The organism is Dyella monticola (assembly GCF_003363155.1).
GTDB lineage: Bacteria > Pseudomonadota > Gammaproteobacteria > Xanthomonadales > Rhodanobacteraceae > Dyella_B > Dyella_B monticola.
The window spans coordinates 93,382-113,174 of sequence record NZ_QRBE01000011.1 but is presented as its reverse complement, the minus strand read 5'-3'; the positions used below and the strand labels follow the sequence as shown (position 1 = coordinate 113,174).

18 protein-coding genes are annotated in these 19,793 nt (G+C 59.0%); 13 read left to right on the top strand and 5 right to left on the bottom strand.

What is annotated here, in order from left to right:
- Nucleotides 1-10 precede the first annotated feature (10 nt).
- From DWU98_RS16690 to DWU98_RS16680, 3 genes are all read left to right on the top strand, one after another.
- Nucleotides 11-883: an OmpA family protein gene (locus DWU98_RS16690; RefSeq protein WP_115496698.1), complete on the top strand. Its 873-nt coding sequence runs from the start codon at nt 11-13 to the stop codon at nt 881-883.
- A 15-nt stretch (nt 884-898) separates the two neighbouring features.
- Nucleotides 899-1,357: a DUF4019 domain-containing protein gene (locus tag DWU98_RS16685; protein ID WP_115496697.1), complete on the top strand. Its 459-nt coding sequence runs from the start codon at nt 899-901 to the stop codon at nt 1,355-1,357.
- A 233-nt stretch (nt 1,358-1,590) separates the two neighbouring features.
- Entirely contained in the window at nt 1,591-2,541 is a 951-nt protein-coding gene (locus DWU98_RS16680; RefSeq protein WP_115496696.1) for an FkbM family methyltransferase, read from the top strand.
- Nucleotides 2,542-2,655: 114 nt separating this feature from the next.
- Here the strand turns inward: DWU98_RS16680 and DWU98_RS16675 are convergent, their stop codons facing one another.
- A complete protein-coding gene (locus DWU98_RS16675) occupies nt 2,656-3,339 on the bottom strand; it encodes a toll/interleukin-1 receptor domain-containing protein (protein WP_115496695.1) in 684 nt (227 codons plus the stop codon).
- Nucleotides 3,340-3,342: 3 nt separating this feature from the next.
- A complete protein-coding gene (locus tag DWU98_RS16670; protein ID WP_230474885.1) occupies nt 3,343-4,206 on the bottom strand; it encodes a Tll0287-like domain-containing protein in 864 nt (287 codons plus the stop codon).
- A 462-nt stretch (nt 4,207-4,668) separates the two neighbouring features.
- Here DWU98_RS16670 and DWU98_RS16665 point away from each other — a divergent pair, with 462 nt between their 5' ends.
- The 3 genes from DWU98_RS16665 (at nt 4,669) to DWU98_RS16655 (ending at nt 7,088) form a co-directional block, all read left to right on the top strand.
- On the top strand, nt 4,669-5,805 hold the full coding sequence (locus DWU98_RS16665; RefSeq protein ID WP_115496693.1) for an acyltransferase family protein: 1,137 nt from the start codon (nt 4,669-4,671) through the stop codon (nt 5,803-5,805).
- A gap of 132 nt (nt 5,806-5,937) precedes the next feature.
- A complete protein-coding gene (locus DWU98_RS16660; RefSeq protein WP_115496692.1) occupies nt 5,938-6,459 on the top strand; it encodes a DUF3016 domain-containing protein in 522 nt (173 codons plus the stop codon).
- A 116-nt stretch (nt 6,460-6,575) separates the two neighbouring features.
- The gene (locus DWU98_RS16655) at nt 6,576-7,088 is read left to right on the top strand and encodes a hypothetical protein (RefSeq protein ID WP_115496691.1); all 513 of its coding nucleotides are present in this window, start codon (nt 6,576-6,578) and stop codon (nt 7,086-7,088) included.
- A 72-nt stretch (nt 7,089-7,160) separates the two neighbouring features.
- Here DWU98_RS16655 and DWU98_RS16650 read toward each other — a convergent pair whose 3' ends face one another.
- The 3 genes from DWU98_RS16650 to DWU98_RS16640 form a co-directional block, all read right to left on the bottom strand.
- Nucleotides 7,161-8,633, bottom strand: coding sequence for a nitrilase-related carbon-nitrogen hydrolase (locus DWU98_RS16650; protein WP_115496690.1), 1,473 nt, complete (start codon nt 8,631-8,633; stop codon nt 7,161-7,163).
- Entirely contained in the window at nt 8,617-9,198 is a 582-nt protein-coding gene (locus DWU98_RS16645) for a TetR/AcrR family transcriptional regulator (RefSeq protein ID WP_115496689.1), read from the bottom strand. Before DWU98_RS16645 ends, DWU98_RS16650 begins: the two co-directional genes overlap by 17 nt.
- Before the next feature lie 286 nt (nt 9,199-9,484).
- Nucleotides 9,485-11,920 (bottom strand): DUF3857 domain-containing protein, encoded by a 2,436-nt coding sequence (locus tag DWU98_RS16640; protein ID WP_230474890.1) that lies wholly within the window; start codon nt 11,918-11,920, stop codon nt 9,485-9,487.
- A 1,113-nt stretch (nt 11,921-13,033) separates the two neighbouring features.
- Here DWU98_RS16640 and DWU98_RS21755 point away from each other — a divergent pair.
- From DWU98_RS21755 to DWU98_RS16595, 7 genes are all read left to right on the top strand, one after another.
- Nucleotides 13,034-13,396, top strand: coding sequence for a hypothetical protein (locus tag DWU98_RS21755; protein WP_147293351.1), 363 nt, complete (start codon nt 13,034-13,036; stop codon nt 13,394-13,396).
- Between the two features lie 440 nt (nt 13,397-13,836).
- A complete protein-coding gene (locus tag DWU98_RS16625) occupies nt 13,837-14,193 on the top strand; it encodes a YciI family protein (RefSeq protein WP_115496686.1) in 357 nt (118 codons plus the stop codon).
- Between the two features lie 149 nt (nt 14,194-14,342).
- Nucleotides 14,343-15,095 (top strand): hypothetical protein, encoded by a 753-nt coding sequence (locus tag DWU98_RS16620; RefSeq protein ID WP_115496757.1) that lies wholly within the window; start codon nt 14,343-14,345, stop codon nt 15,093-15,095.
- Between the two features lie 354 nt (nt 15,096-15,449).
- On the top strand, nt 15,450-16,871 hold the full coding sequence (locus DWU98_RS16615) for a serine hydrolase domain-containing protein (protein WP_115496685.1): 1,422 nt from the start codon (nt 15,450-15,452) through the stop codon (nt 16,869-16,871).
- Nucleotides 16,872-17,051: 180 nt separating this feature from the next.
- Nucleotides 17,052-17,501: a DapH/DapD/GlmU-related protein gene (locus DWU98_RS16610; protein WP_230474884.1), complete on the top strand. Its 450-nt coding sequence runs from the start codon at nt 17,052-17,054 to the stop codon at nt 17,499-17,501.
- Nucleotides 17,502-17,629: 128 nt separating this feature from the next.
- Nucleotides 17,630-18,145 carry a nuclear transport factor 2 family protein gene (locus DWU98_RS16605; RefSeq protein WP_230474883.1) on the top strand — a complete coding sequence of 172 codons (516 nt, stop codon included), beginning with the start codon at nt 17,630-17,632 and terminating at the stop codon, nt 18,143-18,145.
- Between the two features lie 495 nt (nt 18,146-18,640).
- On the top strand, nt 18,641-19,720 hold the full coding sequence (locus DWU98_RS16595) for an NHL repeat-containing protein (RefSeq protein ID WP_115496681.1): 1,080 nt from the start codon (nt 18,641-18,643) through the stop codon (nt 19,718-19,720).
- Nucleotides 19,721-19,793: the final 73 nt, after the last annotated feature.

Here is a 19,793-nt window from a genome sequence, read left to right as displayed (position 1 = left end):
GGAGCGAACCATGATGACCAAACATTTCAAACCTGCCGTGCCGTGCCGGCATGCCATGCTGCCCTGGATGCTCCTGCTCGCCGGCCTGCTATCGCTGGCCGGATGCGGCAATGTCAGCCATGGCGTGGCCAAGGACGGTTCCGGAGCGCAACAACTGGTATGGCCAGCGCCCGATGCCGTGACGCCCATGCATCATGGCGGCACCTTCCCGGCACCTGCCGCCGTGCGCGCCGTGCAGGGCGGCATGAACAAGCAGCAGATCGCGCAACTGATCGGCTATCCGCACTTCGAAGAAGGTGTTTGGGGCGTGCGTGAGTGGAACTACGTCTTCAACTTCCGCGATGCCGGATCCGGTCAGGTCACCGTGTGCCAGTTCAAGATCCTGTTCGACGACAAGAAGCTGGCGCGCAGCGTCTACTGGAAGCCCGACGACTGCGCGCGTTTCGTCACGCCGCCCGAGTCCGCGCACACGCCAGCCGTTGTGCCGCACGATCAGATTACCACGCTTTCAACCGACGCGCTGTTCAAGTTCGACCGCTACGCGCGCGCGGACATTACCGATGGCGGCCATGCGCAGCTCGATCATCTGGCGGCTTCATTGCTCGCCGAACAACCGCGCATCGTGCATGTGCAGGTGGTCGGTTACACCGACCGACTCGGCAGCGATGCCTACAACCAGACGCTATCGCAGCGGCGCGCCGATACGGTGGTGGCCTATCTGATAGCGAAGCACGTGCCATCGGATCTGCTCCATGCGGAAGGCCGCGGCAACGCCGACCCGGTGGTGCAATGCCCCGACGGCTCCTCACGCCACGCACTGATCGCCTGCCTCGCACCCAACCGGCGCGTGGTGGTGCGCGTGACGTTGCGCGGCAACCCGTGATCGACAGGTGACACCATGTTGAAAAGAAACCTCCCGTTCGCTGCACTCCTGCTTGTCGCATGTGCCGCCGGCGCGCAGTCGCCCGCGCCCTCGGCGCCAACGCCAACACCCGAACAGCAGCGCCAGAACCTCAAGATGGAGCAGGCCGCTTTGCAGGTGGCGCAGATGGTCGACCGCCATCAGGTCGCCCAGATATGGGACGGCGCTTCCAGTGTGATCAAGCCGATCGTCAGCCGCGATGCGTTTGTGCGCGGCGTGGACACCGATCGCAAGACCGTGGGCACGCCCACGGCACGCGACCTGGCCGGCCTCAGCTACACCCAGTCCGACGGGAGAACGCTTCCGCCCGGCATTTTCGCCAATGTGGTGTTTGCCACGCGTTTTGCGAATGAAAAGCAGCCGGTACGCGAACTGATCTCGTTCCACCTGGATAACGATCACGTGTGGCGTGTCAGCGGCTACACGCTGCGATGAAACGCCAAGCAAGCACCGAAAGCGACGCATCGAAACTCAAGCACGCGCCGTCGCGGCACCGTAAAGATTGGCGATGGCGTCGCGGTGCGCCGGTCTGACTGGCTGAACGGAAAAAGGGATAAGAAATTCGCAAAGTGCGTGGAGGACTGCGACATTCATCAAAATTTGCGCTACCGTCTCTGAGCGACTCAGTCTTCGATGACAAACCGAATCAGTTTCGGAGGGATTCGATCATGGCACTGGCGAATGCAGCGGCGCCAACGTTTGAAAAGAGACGCAGCCGGTTGGCGTTCCTTGACGAATGCTTTCGCTGGACGATGATCCAGCTGCTTCGCCGGCAATCGGCCAAGCACATTTCCGAACAACGAAAGCAGCTTGTGGTGTACTCCTTCGATTTTATCGCGCATAACATTAATCTTAATGGTGTATACGAAAAGGACGATCTGGATATATTTTTCGAGTGGATCACGTCACTCGGCATCGATTTCAAGGACGCCACGGCGCTTGATATCGGGGCGAATATCGGCAATCACAGTCTTTATTTTTCCGATTATTTCAAGCGCGTCATAAGCTTTGAACCGCATCCGCGGACATTCAAAGTTCTCTCCCTGAACTCTGAGCTAAGCAATAACGTTATTTGCCACAATGTCGGCCTGTCCGATGAGGACGGGATCGCCATTTTGTCCGGCCCTGCGAACAATTTTGGCAAATCCACCATAAGCACCGCGAGAGGGCCTAAGTCGGTCGACATCAAGCTGGTAAGGCTCGATACGTTTGGCGAATTCGAAAACGTCAGGTTATTAAAGATAGACGTTGAGGGGCATGAATATAAAGCGTTATCGGGCGCAAAGAAGGTCATTCAACAACACAAGCCGATTATCCTGTTCGAGCATCACATCGATGACTTCAAAAATGGCATATCGCCGGTCTTGTCGCTGTTGAAGGAATTCGGATACAAAGATTTTGCGATTATTCGAAGGTATCCCAGGCCACTGCCTTCGTTTCTCAAATTTGTCGTTACGCCGTTGCTCCGCATTGTCTTCGGTGAACAAACAAGGATCGTGGTGACCGATACGATTACGCCAGACTTTTATAGCTTCATCATCGCGCTTCCCGATGGGTTCAAAGGGACGCCTGCTACGGATGTATGGAGCGGCGAGCAAGAGGTTGAAGAAACCCACTGACGGCGCTTGTCACGCGGACGGTACGCGGATTTCACGCGACGGTGACGATCTGCAGCAATCCAGCATGCTCTTCGCGGGTCTCACGAGTGATGCAAGGCGTGCGCAATCGCCTCGCTATGTGCTCTTGCCGATCCGCCAGCAGGCTTCGAGGAAAAGCCGCCGCTCCTGCTCGCCGTCGAGCTCCGATGCAAGACGCCGCGCAAGGGCATCCAGGTCGCCGCCGCATTGCGCGGCTCGACGCACCAGGTGTCCGGCCACCGGCCCGATGCGCCTGGCCAGTTCCACCTCCAGCAGGCGCAAGTGCGCCGCATCGACGGCGACGGTCGTGTGGACCGCATCGCTCGGCGCAGTGCTCCACGATGGCCGGTGCTCGGTATGGAGATCGTTTGCGGGATGCCCGCCGAGGGCTGTCTCGAGGTAGTCGCACAGGCGATCGATGTGCGCTTCGAGCGGTGGCGGAAAGGCATCCATCCAGTGCTGCGCGCTGAGAAAATATTCCAGGCTCTTTGATGGCAGCACATCCTCGAGCCGAAACGGAAGAATCGGCAACTGCTTGTGCACGGCCCGTTCCACTTCGCGCCGCACCTGGCTCGAATCGTTGCTGCTGGCGGAGAACACCAGAATCATGAGCCGCGCATGGGAAATCGCGTCGATGATTTCGGCGGCCCAATCGGCGGCGGGCGATACGTCGCGCGGCGCGATCCATACGCGGATGCCGTGCGCCTCCAGGCGCCGCACCAGCGCGAACGCCGCCTCGCGGTCCGGCTGCGAATAGCTGACGAACAGGTCGTGTGCCATGACTTAGCCGCCCAGCATCTGCAGCGCCTTGTCCAAGCTCTTGCGCATGCGGTTGAAGGCGGCCGACAGCGCCGCAACTTCCGGCCCTCCGCCATGTGGGAAGGCCTCTGCGGCGGTATTGCCCAGACTGACCTGGTCGGCGATCCGCGCAATGCGGCGCACCGGTCGGATGACCAGCAGATAGAGCGAGACATTGACCACCAGCCATACGCTGACAAGCACCGCGGCGATGGCGATCAGCACGTCGCGACGCACGCGTCCGGCGCTTGCCTCGGCACTGGAGAAGGGCACCGACACAATTTGCGCACCGACGACTTCGTTGGGCTGCCAGCCAAATCCATTGTCACTGCCGTAGCGTGCGAGCATCGTCGCGGGTGCCGCCGACGGCAGGCTGTGACAACTCAAACAGCCGGCATCGACGTGGATCGGGCGTGCCAGGTAAAGGGTCCTGCCCATCGGGGTGTCGCGCGTTCCACTCACTTCCTTGACGCTGCTGTCATTGCGAAAGCGCTGCACGATGTCCGCTTCCCAGTCCGTCGCGCGGTCGCGTGGATTGGTTGGATTGAGTGTGGCTTCTTTATAGGCGTAGTCGGGATGCTCTTTATGCAGCGTGAGAAAGTTCTGCGTCGCGGCATAGAACGGCACGCTTTGCGGGCGGAATGCGCTGGCCATCTTGTCTTCGAGCAACGGCCCGATCTCGGTTTCGGTGTAGGAGCGGATCGCCGCGGCGCTGTCCATCATCAAACCGGCCTGGGCGAGCACTTCGCGCGTCGCGTTCTGCTGCAGCGTCGATGTCACGACCACGGAAAGCGCGACCATGCCGAGCGCGAATGCGACAAGCAGTATCAGGTTGATCCGCAGCAGCACGCTCGGCTCCCCTCGCCGAAGCCGCAGGTCGACCGACCCGGCCCCGACTGTGTTCGACGGCACCCGCTCCATGACCCCATCTGGTGGCGGCGGCAGCCACCCTCTGCCACCGGGACATCCTACCTACATGCGTTATGTATCACATAGTAGTGCTAGCCCGACGGTGGTTTCGCGTGAAGGCGGCTCCAAGGGAAAGCCAGCAGGAGCGACCGGCACCGCTTCCGCTACCGCTGAATAGGCGGATTGAGGAATTCGTCGATCCTGCGGTGAACGCAGCAAGTTCCAGGCGCGCCGCTAACGTGCATCGCCCGGCCTGGCAGTCATTGCGCGGCTTTCTTTGCGTCAGAACAAAGCCAGAAACGTGACCTAAATTAGGCGGCCGCGATCGCTTGGCACGGTAGCGTGTCGGACGCGTGTCGCAGGTGCATGCACGGGCCACCAGTCTGTTCAACAGGGGAAATCATGGAACGAAAGCCGGGGCTGGACCTGCTGCGGGCGATTGCCATCCTGTGGGTGATGCCATTTCATTCCTATATCGCCGGATACATGGGCGGCGGCGTATTGCGCTGGAGCGGCTGGATGGGTGTGGATTTGTTCTTTGCCTTGTCCGGATTCCTGATCGGCTCGCAGGTTTTCAATACGCTCGCGTCCCGCGGTGGCCTGGACTTTGTCGACTTTTATCTGCGGCGGAGCTTTAGAACCTTACCCGCCTACGTTGTGGTTTTGGCCGTCTATCTCGCATGGCCTTCCCTGCGCGAAGAGCCACGCATGATGCCGCTGTGGCAGTTCCTCACCTACACGCTGAATCTGTTCATCGATCCCAACCGCGGCGCCTTTTCGCATGCATGGTCGCTGTGTGTGGAAGAACAGTTCTACCTGCTATTTCCGCTACTGGCGCTCCTGTTGGTACGCACAGGACGGCTTGGGCGCGGTGTGGCCGTTATTGCTGCGCTGGTCGTGGGCGGAATGGCGCTTCGTGCGTGGCTCTGGATCCACGTTGTTGGACCCATGGAGGCCAACGGCGGTGATGGGGATACGACGTACCTGGAGCGCCTTTACTACCCCACCTATGCGCGGCTGGACGATTTGCTCGGCGGTGTCGCCTTGGCCGCCGCACGCAGTTATCGCACACGAGCTTGGGCCTGGATCGAACGCAACGCCAACGCGGCGTGGGTGGCGGGTGTGTTGCTCACGGGCCTGTGCATGTGGATGTTCAACGGACAGCAACGCTTTGCATTGAGCGCCAACGTATTCGGTTATCCCGTGCTCGCCTTGGCCATGACCGCACTCGTGGCCGGAGCGGCGAGTCAACGCAGTGTTCTGGCCAGCATGTCGATCCCGGGCGCGCCATGGCTTGCAGCCAGCTCCTACAGTTTCTATCTGACTCACAAGATGGTTTACGGACAACTGCACGGGCGTTTCGCGCCGTGGGTCGATGGGCGCGGCCTTTGGACTGTATGGATCTATATGGCGGCCGTACTCGTTGCCGGCGCAGCGCTCCATTATCTGGTGGAGCGTCCATGCCTGCGACTGCGCGAACCTGTGCGAAGGAGGTGGGCGCGGCGCGAGCGTCGTTATATGGCTGCGCCGATAGCCTGATTGCTTCAGTCACCATCGACGTTCGAAATCGCCGCGTGCGAACCGGCGCGGTCCACCTTCGGTGTCCTGGCGCGTTGTCTTGTTATCGTCCGACCATCGGATGATGTCACCCCAACCCGGAGGAAGACTGTCATGAATCGACGAATCGTCCTGCACGCCCTGCTCGCCACCCTGGCCCTGCTCCAGCTGCCGGCCATGGCCACGACCGCACCGCCGCCGAATGTCTCGGTCAGCTATGACCACCCGGAGCAATTCACCGAGACCCGCAAGGTTCTCGCCTTGGCACCCAGCCTCGCCCACGACGATTACCTGCAAACGCTCAAGCGCTACATTGATGATCGTGCCAGCAAGATCGTGCCCGCGGGTGATCACCTGGACATCGTGGTGACCGACGTCGAGCGCGCCGGTACCTTCGAACCGTGGCGCGGGCCCGAACTGCGCAACGTGCGTGTGATCAAGAGCATGTATCCACCGCACATCGACCTGCGTTTCCGTCTGCTCGACACCCATGGCCAGGTCATCCGCGAGGGTGCGCGCAAGCTGCGCGATCCGTTCTTCCGCGCCGATGCTGCCTCCGAGTGGGATATCGACAGCCTGCGCTACGAAAAACTGCTCATCGACCGCTGGTTGAAAAAGGGCCCCGAGCAACTCTGACAGCTACCTGGGCGAATGGGCGGCCAGCGCGACGCGGCCGCCCCGGACCCGTTCCTTGACTCGGCAAATCGCAAGGCGTAAGAAGCTGACTGCCGAACTGTCACAAGGAGATGGGCATGCGAGCAGTACTGCTTTCCACCCTGATCGTTGCGTTGCTGAGCAGTACCAGCGGCATGGCCGGCGAGCCGGCGACTACCGACCAAACCAAGGGCAATATCGAACCGGTGCTGGTGCGCGTGGATACCCAGGGCAAGGTTACCGATGTCTCACCCGCCTATCCGCTTTCGCACTCGCTCATGCGCGTGCTGCGCGCGAATCTCGACCAGATGATCCATAAGCCTGCGACCGACAAGCAGGGCAAGCCGATCCCCAGTCAGTTCATTATCGAAGTGGCCTTGAAGTCCGAGCAGACCACCTCGGGCGAGTACGCGGCTCATTTCGCCTATGTCTCGGCCAGACCGGTTCCGGCCGGCTCGTGGTATTGGGCGCATGACCCTAACGGCCAGTTGGTGCTGTCCAGCCAGGACAATTTGAGCACCATGCGGCCCTTCAACGCTGGCTCCAACATGATCAACGGCGGGACGACCAGCACCCCTATCTCGTCCGGTGGCGGGGGCCGCGGGCGCTAATATCGGCGATGCGCGGTCAGCCCTGGCGCCCAGGTTTGCTACCTGGGCGCGCGGCGATACGCGTCGCCCGACTCACCGTATCGGTTGCGTGATATCCAACGGCGGCTTGCGCAGTCGAAGCACTTGCACGATCACCCACAACAATACGGCCAAGGTGATCCACGCAAACCAGTTGCCGAGCAGCTGATAGAGCGTCATCGCGTGCGCGACGGGCACCTCCGCGACGAGCGTGACGAACGGTGCTGTGTTGGTGCGCACTTCCGCGAGAATGCGCCCACGGCTGTCGCTCACATACAGGCTGCCGTTTTTCGCAGCGCGAACCATGCTGAAGCCATTCTCGACGCCGCGCATCAGCGCGATATGACCGTGGAACAACCAGTCCACGTTGAAATCCCACGCCGGTACAAGCATGAGCCCCGCGCCCGCTTTGCCATAACGGCGCGACAAACCGGTGAAATCCATATCCTTGCAGATCGCCACACCCCATATCCCGGTGGGCTGCGACATCACGGTGATGGCCTTGCCGGAGGTGAACTTCAGTTCGAACGGCGGGAGCATGTGCTCCTTGTGGTATTCCATCGGCGCCGCATGCGGGATGTACACGCGAGCGGCGTTGTATTCGGCGTTTGTTGCCATGCGATCCAGGCCCGCAACCACTATCACGTTGCTGCGATCGGCGGTGGTCTGCAGCACGGCATCCGAGGCGGGTGATTCGCCATCTGCCACGCTGCCGATCTTCTCCGGCATCACCACCACCGTGGCACCGCGTGCCGCGAGCGCGGCCGCTTCATCCGCATACGCCTGCAGCAGGTGCTGCGTCGGTAAGCCTTTGTGCGCCACATCATCGTTACCCGGCGCATCGGACGCCACTAATCCCACTTTCAACGACGGGGCATCAATGGGCAGCATCAAGCGCACGGCACCAAAAATCAGTACGGCTGCAATCACCACGACGCCCGGGGCCAGCACGCGCAGCGCCTGCTTGGGCGCGTCGCGATACAGATAGACGCCGACCGCCACCAGCGCCGGAAACAGCAACAGCACAAAGCTCATGCCCCAGGGACCGGTCAGCGATGCCAACTGCAGAAAAGAGAGAAAGCGCAGCTGGGAATACGCAAGACTGATGGCGGTGCCCGAGGAACTCGACAGATTGACGATGAATTCGAACGACACCCATGTCGCGGGCAATGCCAACAGCGCACTGGCATAGGCGCCACGGCGCAACAAGGCCCGGAAAAGCAGCACGGCCACGACAAACACCAGCGCCATGATGCTGAAATTCACCAGCAAACCTGGGATGGGTAGTTCGATAAGCCCGTGCAGGTAACTCAAGAGATTACACATGCCGATGAACCATGCAGCGAAAGCCACGATCGCAGACCGCCATGCCGACGCGCGCATGGCGACCAGCAGCACCGGCAAAGGCGCCAGCCACATCAACGGCCATAGCGGCTCCATGCCGGTTCCAAACCAGAGAAGCAGCGCCGTGAGGACGATAGCGGTTGCGCTAGTGCCAACGCGCTTGAGGTCAAGCGAGGATGCCATGGATATATCTCCGGAACGATCGTTGGTAGAAAGCACGGAATTGATCGGGTGACAGCGCCACGCGGCCGCCAAGGTAAAGCATGATGAGCCCATGCGACATGGCGCCCATCTCGAAGACGATTTCCCACAGGTCGTCCTGACGCAGTTCACCGCACGCCATGCCTTCCTCGACAAGGTCGGCCATCTGATTGGCGGTAGGCGACAGGCGTGACTTGAAATCCTGCGGATAGACGCGCGCGCCTTCGCGCTTTCGCAGAAACATCAATTCAAAAAGCCGTGGATTTTCCAGCGCGTGGTCGAGGTATACGTTCGCCATATGAACCAGGCGTGTTTCCAGCGTGCCGCGGAAGCGCCGGCGCTTCAGCGACCGGGTCAACTCTTCGAAACCCGTATTCGCCACGGCGTTCAATAGCGCTTCGCGGTCGGGATAGTGGCGATAGATCGCCATTGGTGTCATGCCGATCATGCCGGCCACACGACGCATGCTTACCGCCTCCGCACCTTCCTTTTCCAGCAGCTCGCGGGCGGCGCAGGCGATTTTGTCGGCGGTGGTGGATAACGGCATGTATACACTGTATACATGCCGTTATCGCCGCGGCAAGTGGACAAAAGTCATGACCATACACGATGCATCTTTGCGCTGCCTATGGCAGAGCGTGCGCCGATATGTCCCTTCGGGTCGAATGCGAGCCTTGTCGTTAGTGAAGCTCGGCCGTATTTGCTTTAGGCCAAAATCGCTCCGCAAAGCACCAGACACGCAACTGAACACCTAACCAAACGCCGATGCCAGCGGGAACGGGGTGAGTACGCATTTTTTGGATCGATCACACTGAAAAGCCCCGATTTTCCAGCTACGACGAAACTTCCTGTGCCGGTCGCGATAGCGCCTGCGGCGTGCTCGCGTGATATCGCCTCACAAAGGTCGCTTTCACGCGCTGAGATCGAAGCAGATAGACTGACCAGAGAGCCGAACCGATCAAGTTCGACACGGCTCGAGTCGACGCTTGTGGATCGGCCTTGATGTTAGGAATCAGGCCTTCTAAGCCCAAGACCACCATGTATGCAGCCGCGCCGCTTATTAGTATCCATACGGCGATGCGGGGGAAATTGCTGCGGTGCTTAAATAACAGCAGAAGCAGCAACAGGGAGAATACAAATTGCGCCGAGTCGTTGATCAGCTCAAGCAAAAGCAAAGGTGCCCACATGGCGTTATAGGCGTGATGACCATAGGTGGTCAGCTGAGACCAACGGTCAATGTCCATAATAACGGCCAGATTTGCCAGATTTTTTCCGTACAACAGCGGCCTGAGCGCAAACGCCAAGGTCGGCAGCAATAACCAGCCACCAATACCGACCCAGCGTTTGTCGCAGTCACTGCTCGGCGCGGGGTCGTACCTGTAGGTGGTGATGGCCAGCCAGGTCCAGAAACCAAATGATGCCAATGCCAGCAATACCAGCGGCCAGTTCATGCGGTCGAACCCGGAAGGCGCGACAGTGGTGGCCCTGCTGGCCGCTGCCTGATTGCTCCATGCCAATTCATAACCGACGATAGCTCGTGCCCGCGCCAGATTGCCTACGTAGCGGGACATGTCCTGTGCGGACACCTCGTCGGTCAATGCTTGAAAATGATCGAGTATGACCAAGCGCGAGCCATCGATGATCGTCGATTGTTCGAAATGGAATGCAGGGTCGTCGATTACGGTGGAGCGCGGCTTGAGGGGCCAGTTGGCCGGCAGCAGAACTTCGGTGCGTTGGCTCACGTCGTGCGGATAAATCAACCGCAACGGCGATTTACGTATCGTATCCGGCGGCTCGCGCAGTACCTGCGAAATGTCAGGCAGAAGGAAGTCCGCCACGCGTTGTTTAGCATCGCTCGAGGGCTGCAACATATCGGGAATGGTGTAGGTTTCCTTCGTGATGATATGGTTTGCCGCTTCGTCATCTCTTACCTGCAACGGTGCCGCCAACTTGATATGGGCATAATGCGTGGCGCGGAAGTTCAAGTAGCTCTTTTCGACATCCGTGATATTTGTCGACGACAACCTGGCGCGTATCGCCTCAGCGTACATACCTGTTGTTGTGGTCTCCAATGTGTAGCGAACGGGCTTATCGAAACCAGCACGCGCATCGAACAGAACGTCCAGATGGCGCGCTGAAGACCCTGCGGCGGCCCGTGGCATGGCGGTCAGCCCTTGTGTATGCGGGTCTACGATGAGTGCCAGGCCATAATCTGGCTGGTAAAGGTCCGCCAGATTCGCCTTCTGGAGGTACCGTGCCGGATCGATCCACCACACCCGGCCATCGATCTGCGCCTGGACAAGCACGTGGTCGAACACACCTGGAGAGGGTAGTACGTCCGCCAAGCCGCGCTGCAAGACGGTATTGACCAACGCCGCGTGCGCGTCGATCCCAAGGTGTTCAAGCAACGTCAACAGAAGCAGCGTTTTGTCCTTGCAGTCGCCGAAGCGACGCGCATACACCAAGGCCGGCGGATTAGGTGCGTGCGAGTTCTGGCCGATCTCCACGCCTAGGTAGCGCACGTCGCCCTGGACCAGCCGCAGTGCCGCAAGCATGCGTCCAACGGATGTCTGCTCGGTCTTTGCGATGCGGTCGACCTGCGCTTGCAGCTCAGGACTTAGGGCCTCTGGCACCTGATAAAGCGGCTGAGCCCAACGCGCCACGGTCTGCCAGTCGGCAAACTCGCTCCACGTAACCTCTGCATACGGCATATACCAAAAGGGCGCATCGTTCTCGACCTTCAGCACAGGCGGGTTGACCACGTCCCATACGTAGTCGAGCAGTCCGTTGTGGTGGCTTATCGCGGGCTTTAGAGACGTATTTCGCGCGGCGAAACTGATGTGCTTGCTGCTGGACACAAGCAGCCGTGAATAAACGCGTGCCACAGGGCTGGAAAACTGCAAAAGCGCCGCCCCAAAGTCTAAGCCCTTGAACACCGGGTTGCGCCCACTCGTACTGTAGGAGTAGTCAACCGTATCGCCTTCGCGCACATCGTCCAAAAAGACGTTGACAGTCTTGGTGCCGTCATAGATCTGCGCCTCCAGCTCGGCTTCTCGCTGCAGCACCTGAATCCGAGCCGTGGCCAGCTTGGGGATGATATGACCATTGCGCACGATGTCGATCGAATGCAACACGAGAGACTGATAGGACGGGTCGAACCGTATTTGAATATTCGCAACCGAATTAACGCCACTGGCGTTGACTGCGTTAATGACCAGCCGACGATACGTTACGTGTTGCTGATCCCTGGCCAGAACCTGCGTATCCACCAGCAAGTACACTTCGCCAAAGCTGTCCTGGCTGGCTGCGGCCGAACTGGCGGCGCCGGGCGTAATAGGAATGACCCAGGCCGGAGCTGGGCCGATGGTGTATTCGGCGGCATGCCCCGTGAGCGGCGTCAACGCAGCGAACACCCCTAGCATCAAGAATGCCCACCAGTCGGCTTTAAGGCGTGCACCCAGTACGCCCCAACGGAGGCGCAATTCGTCCCTTGTCATTGCCCGGCCCCGGATTCCCCTTATGCTTTGAATGCTACCGGATTCCTGAGAGCGACCGCCAGCTGCGCTAATCAAGCTCCTATCTGGGTTCGGACATGGTGAGGAGAAGAGTGGTCCGAAGAATCATGCGATTCATGACGTCAACACGATTGCCAACTACGATCTGAGCATTATTCACTCTTGGATTCGCCTGTTGGGAGTGCGTTTGAAAAACATCTGAATCTGAGTAACTCATACCAGTTGAAGACTGGTCATCACCGGACGGTTGAATAACGAATTATCTTCATTGAATAGATCAGACTAAGATGAGTGGTGGTCACGAGGCGATGCCGAAATGCCTGCTTCCGACCCACGTCGGCTTTCGACTCGTAGCGGACGGCTTTAGGTAGCGAGTAAATTCATTCACAATCAGCTCAATCCCGACAGGGGTGGATATGGGGACCGTTTGTCACGCATGTGGCTACGAAAGAAAACCAACGGATCAAGCACCCGATTGGGAATGCCCCTCTTGTGGCAAAGCGTACGTAAAGACCTTGCATGATCCACACGGTTTACTTTCGGATGTCACTTCAAGTTTCCCCTATGAGTCAGGTAACAGATTGAACGAAGGGCCTGCCTACCAGCAGGAGCCAAGCGGCCTTGCGTTCAACAAGCCAGGGAAGCCAAATATTAAATATGGCTGGGTATTTGGCGCCATTTTGGGAATCTTATTTGTTTGGGGTATCCCAATCCTCAGCAATCCCTCGTCAGCCTTCGCAATTCTGTTACACGGCGACGCTGTAAAGACGTGCATTGTTCTTCTTGCGCTCTTGGGGATAGTTGTCGTCGCGAGACGTTTAAGCGCGAATATCGGCGCTAATAATCCGTCGTCCCGATTTGCTTTTTTTGTCAAACTTTTTGCGCTATTTTGTGGGACTTTTTTTCCTCTCGGCAATTTGGCTACGAAGCCAAGAACATGCCGAGGCAAAAATCCAGACCAATGGTCAGCGAGTGATGGCGGATGTCGTTCGCATTTATACGGGGGCATGCGGGAAACGCTCTTGCAGCATAAACGTGGAATATGCGTTTACGCCGACGTCTGAAGCGGGAGGATCGCAACCTATACATGGCTATGCTGAGCTCGGGACAAGCGATCGTCCAAATGACCCCAACCTCGTTTACGCCCGCACAAATCAGCGTGTCCCAATCGCCTATGAAGTTGACCATCCACAAATGTCGGCGCTGAACTTCAACGACGACATTTTTTGAATCGATCATTCTCAAAGCTATCATAGAACTCTCGGCCTACCGGGAATGATTTTCCCAGGAATCTTTTTGCTAGGCGTTTTGATGGGGCTTAGTGTTCGGTCGAATTCGGGCAGTCAACCAAATTCGGATTGGGGTGAATTCGACAGACAACGGTCAAGTCGTCCGCCGAAGCGGGATCAAGTCCAATTGTCGGGTGGTCGAACCTAATGTCCGCATCCAACCTAAAATGGATCGGCCCGGTGTCTGCATGCAGCGCGCGACGGCAACATGTCCTGGCCATTTGCAGGCTCGCGCTGGTCATTGCCGCTTAGGTCAACCCATACCCAATGCGAAAAAGCGCCAACTTTTTTCGGGCAGGCTGTCGAATTCCAATCGGGCCGTTCGTCGCTAAAGTAATGGCGGGCAACTGGCCCGGCTGATGACCCTATCCGGAGGCGACAATGCCGCAATATCTCATCTCGACCTACATTCCCGAGGACTTCGACCCGTCGCTCGTAACCGAAGAGACCGTCGAAGCCATCCACGCGCTCAATCGGGAACTGGTCGCTGCCGGTGTAAGGAAGTTCGCGTGTGGCCTGAGCCCGAAGGCGGTGACGATGCGGGCGCAGCCTAACGGTGAGCTGGTTGTTACCGACGGGCCGTATCAGGAAGCGAAAGAGTATGTGGGTGGTCTTTCGATACTGGAAACCGAGAATATGGATGAGCTGATGGCGTGGGTGCGCAAAGGTGCCAAGGTGTTTCCGGGCGTGGTCGAGGTGCGGGAGATTTTCTTCAACCCGGCCCCTGCCGAAGACTGAGCAACACGGCAACAGCGAGTGGATGCCGCATCACGGCGTTGTCGCAACGCCACCGCGGCAGCCCCGAAAAAAACCATGAACAGTGACGACAGGCGCACCGCACGCTTGGGCGGTTTTGCGTAAAACGACGGATGCTTCAGGAGAGGATCATGCGTAAAAACACGATTGGCGCAATCGCCATCACCAGCTTCGTATGGCTTGTCGGGCTCGGCACAACGCAACAAGCAATAGCACAGGATGCCCCGACACCGTATCCGAGGATGGCACCGGTCGACCAATACCTCATGACCGATCGCGCAGCGGAAATAGCCCTGGCGCGCAGTGCGGCGCCGGCCTCCATTTCCAGTGATGCGACCGTCCTGGTGTTGGGACGCAAGGGCTACGAGACCGCGGTCGAAGGCAAGAACGGGTTTGTCTGCATCGTGGCCAGAGGCTGGTCGGGACCGTTTGACTGGCCCGAATTCTGGAACCCGAAGGTGAGGGCCGCCGATTGTCTGAACCCCCAGGCGGCGCGTGCGATGGTACCCATCATGGAACTGCGCGCCAAGATGGTGATGGCCGGTCGTTCCAAAGAACAGATGGTGTCGGCACTCAAAGCGGCGTACGAACATAAACAATTGCCCGAGCTCGAAAACGGCGCCATGGATTACATGATGTCGAAATCGTCGTACCTCACCGACCAGGGGAGCCACGACATGCCGCATCTCATGTTCTACACGCAACTCACAGACGCTAAAGATTGGGGTTCTGGCGCTGCGGGCTCGCCGGTTATGTCCAGTCCCTATTGGTTCTTCTCGCCGACGGCACCATCCCAAACCAAAGGACTGCCACCCATACTCGTGTTCTTGATTCCGGCACCCACGTGGTCCGACGGAACGCCGATGGACATGCACGATCACTGATACAGCGCTCAACGTTTCGCGCGAAATTATCCCATCCATACAAATCGGCTGCTGCGGCCGTGTGTCGAGCGAGTCGACGTATCGCAATCTGCTTTGGTTCGTGGACGTGACGCTGACCGGTTGCACGTCCACGTCGGCCAGATCCAAAGAGCCGGCGTACGTTCGCCCTGCAACGCGCTGAATCCAATCCGTGGAGTTGTTGCATCGAAGGGATCACTACCGCCATCTCGGCCGGTGACCCAGAGAGCATCCTCCATGATCAACCGCAGCTCTATCGTCAGGACCACGATTCACACGCGCCGGCTCGCCCCGTTATGTGCAGCCATCACGCTGCTTTGTATCGCATCGCGGTCAATGGCCGCTGCACCGATGCATTCGCAGCTACCCGATACACCGGTGGGCAGGATCGCTGGCGCGCTGATCCGCCATATCAACAGGGACGACGCCACAAGGATGCAGCAATGGGTGCCTACCATCATGGCGGCGTCCATCGCCCCCGACGACAAGGCGGATTTCATGGCTAGCCTGATGTCGGCCGTGCGCGACGAAGGTGGCGTGGACGTGTTCGACGTGCGTACCGACCCGCACCAGCCGGGGCTGCTCGAAGTCGCCGTCAAGGGACGACGCAACGCGCAAGCCGCCCTGTTCTGGCTGGCTGCCGATCCGGTGCATCCCAACCAGCTCGCGGATGCGCACCTGGTCGGGATGGACAATCCGCTTTATGCCGACTGGCCCACGGGGCCGGTGTCGCATGCAGAGCTGGGAAAACGGATACGCACCGTACTGGACAAACTGGTGAGCCTGTCCGACTTCTCCGGTTGCGTGACCGTTTTCGATGGCCGCGAAACCGTGTTCGACGAGTGCCGTGGCCTTGCCGAACGTAGCTTCAATGTACCGATCGATCACCAGACGAAATTCCACGTCGGCTCGGTCGGCAAGATGTTCACCGCCGTCGCCATCGCGCAACTGGTCGAGGCCGGCAAGCTGTCGTGGAACGACACGCTGGCGAAGCTCGTTCCAGACTATCCCGACCCGGCGATGGCGAAGAAGATCACTGTATGGGAACTCCTGCACCACACGGCGGGCCTGGGTGATTTCATGGTGCCCGACTATTTCGAGCATGCCGAACGCTACGTCAACCCGGCGGACTATCTGGAGCTGATCGCCCGCCAGCCCAAAGTGGGCGAGCCGGGTAAGGGGGCGAGCTACAGCAACGCCGGCTACATTCTGCTCGGCCGCATCATCGAGAACGTCTCCGGCGAAAGCTACTTCGACTATATCCAGCATCACGTCTTCGAACCCGCGCAGATGACATCCAGCGGCTTCGACAGCGAAGACGAAATCGTGCCCGGGCTTGCGGTCGGCTACTACCACGATGACGGCGTGTTCTCCCGCACGTGGAAGGCAAACTGGGTGCAGGGCATCTACAAGGGCAGTCCCGCTGGTGGCGGTTATTCCACCAATGCCGATCTGCTGCGATTCGCTAACGCCTTGCACGCAGGCAAGCTGCTCAAGTCAGCAACGCTGACGAGGATGTTCGGTGGCGAAGTGCCTGCCGGCCCTGGTGCCATGGGAGCCGGCATCGACGAACGGCTCTCGCATGGCCGCCACATCCGCGGCCATCAAGGCGGCATCGAAGGCACCACGGCAAACCTGGAGATGGTTTGGGAAACCGGTGCGGCGGTGGCGCTGACCAGCAACGAAGGGCCGTCGCAACACTGGTTGCTGGCCGAGCAGATTGCCGATGTGCTTGCTGCCGAAGGCGCGAAAAACTGAGTTCCGCATATCCGCGCTCGAAGCGGACACTATGAAACCCGTCCAAGCCTGCAGCCAGCGTGTCTACAAAAAATGCCAAATGACGATCGCACCAAGATAATCCACGGGAGAACACCCGAATCGGCGCAGATGGTGGCCAATGTCAAACGCGCGGGCACGATCATGGCTGCACTCAATCGCTTGACGTTCAACGACGCGGATGAAATCCGCGCGTTATTTAGCGCGTTGATCGGTCAACCGGTGGACCCTAGCTTTATGCTGATCCCGCCGTTCTATACCTCCGGCGGCGACGAAATCCGCGTAGGGCGCAATGTCTTCATCAACCAGAACTGCACCTTCTATGATCTTGGCGGCCTGCATATAGCGGACGATGTGATGATCGGGCCGAACGTGAGCATCATCACCTCGGGCCACCCGCTGGATCCGTCGCAGCGCCGATCCGTCACCATCGGAAAGCGCATCGTCATCGAGCGAAACGTCTGGATTGCCGCTGGTGCCACCGTCATAGGCGGCGTGACGGTGGGAGAGAATGCCGTTGTCGCTGCCGGCGCAGTGGTCACAAAGGATGTTCCACCCCATAGCCTCGTCGGAGGCAATCCGGCACGGTTCATTCGTCCAGTGGTTGGCTGAACACCTCGACAGAAAAAGGCCCGCATGCATCGTGCCAGCGGCTGTAGCGCTGTTTGAGGCACATCACCTGCAACCGATAGCAGCCTGAGCGTATCAGTGAGAACATCTGATAGCGGCTTGCCGAGACCATGGAGATAGAAATGAAGGGGATTAGCTTGTTAACGAGCCTTGCCGTTGCCCTGCTTGCATCGAACGCGGGCGCTGCAACACCTGCAACCACCAACCCGCAACCGTCCACCCAGAATGACGCCTTGGTCAGCACCATAACAAAGCTGGATAATGCGTTCTTCGACGCATTCAATCACTGCAGCGCGCCCGACCAGCTCAAAAAGCATGCAAGCTTTTTGGATCCAAACGTCGAGTTCTACCACGACAAAGGCGGCGTCACCTGGACGCGAAAAGACTATATCGACAAGACGCGCGAAAACGTATGCGGTCACTTCCGCCGCGTACTTACCGCGGGCAGCTTGGAGGTTTTTCCGATCGAGGGATATGGCGCGCTGGAAGAGGGACATCACACATTCTGCGATCTCACATCCGGCAAATGCTTCGGGCAGGCGAAGTTTTTAGTTGTCTGGCATCAAACGGCCGATGGCTGGAAAATCACCCGGATCTTCAGTTACGGGCATGAAGCCATCAAGTAAGCCGTCCGCCTATTCCGTTAGATCAGGATAAGCCAACGTGTGTGTGGCTGCATACGCACACCAGGCCATCGTTTCAGTCGCGGCGTTGACAGAACGCTCACGCCGCGGCAATCGCCTTTTGCGCAACGATGTAAACCCAAATGCCTTTGCATGGTACGTACAAAGAGGTACCAGGCGAGGAAGAAGGACATGCGCACGAAGCGAGCGGATTGGGCAGGCACCGATATCGCTGTGCAGGCGTCCATCCTCGAGCGGAGTGGGAACACATTCGCATTGGCCGCCGCAGGGGTTTGTCCGGCTGCATACGAATGCCACGCGCAATGCCAGGTTCTGAAGTATTCCGCATGCGTGGCGATGGGCGATGCCATGAGGCTTACGTTTCGCTGACCTGAACGCGCTGCACATGCGGCACGCACTTCCCATGAGCTTCGTGGGGAGCGGAGGCCTTTGCGCCTTCGACTTGCATCGTTACATCCCTTGAAGGAGGGATTTGCTATGACACACAGTCCGCTCAAGAGGAAGCTCGTTCATGCCATGGCGGTTGCCGTGGCCGTTGGTGGCACGGCGATCGGCAGTTTATATGCGCAGGCAGCCATTGCGCAGGATGATAACGGTCACATCCTGATCGCCGATCAATTCAACAATCGTGTGATCGAAGTGGATCGCGCCACGCACAAAGTGATTTGGCATTTCGGCAACGGCTCGGATCTGCCCGGCCCGCACAGCGTGGTGGGCGTCAATGATGCGGAACGCTTCGGGCCGTTCACGCTGATTTCCGGCACCGGCACGCCGCCGGGTTTTCCCGGCTGCTCCGATACCGTCAACGGTTGCCCGGACAACCGCGTGTTCATCGTCGACCCGCACGGCAACATCATCTGGCAATACGGCCAGGCCGGCGTGACGGGGGCAGGCCCCAATCAATTGAATACGCCCGTGCAAGCGCTGTTTCTCATCAGCTTTCCGCACCATCCCGGGCCGCATGTACTGATTGCCGACCAAGGCAACCAGCGCGTGATACTGGTGGGCGCCCATCACCACATCGACTGGCAATATGGCACCACCGGCGTGAGTGGCAACGGACCGAACCAGCTCAACAGCCCCAACAGTGGGGAGGTGCTCGCTAACGGACACATTCTCATTGCCGATGAAAGCAACAACCGCGTGATCGAGGTCACCACGGACCACAAGCTCGTCAAGCAATTTACCGCTGGCGGAACGATCAGCGGCGCGGCCTTTGCAAGCCGCCTTCCCAATGGCGACACCTTGATCAGCGACGCCAACAACAACCGCATCGTAGAGGTCAATGGCAACGACCATATCGTCTGGCAGTACGCCACCAACACGCAGCCAGGCAGCAATCCGTCACCGGCACCGACGCGCGCGGTACGCCTGCGCAACGGCGACACCTTGATCAGCGATCAATTCAACAATCGCGTCATCCAGATCACCAAAGCAAAGAAGATTGTTTTCCAGCAAGGCGAGCTCAACGTGGCAGGCGATGGCTTCAACCAGCTCAACGGCCCGTACGATGCCAAGCAGATCGGCGACTTCACTGGTTTAACGCCACCGTTTTGAGGTGTTTTGATTCGTTCTACGTTGCGTAGTGCATCAAGCCCCGTCCCATGCGGCGGGGCTTTTACGTCGCATC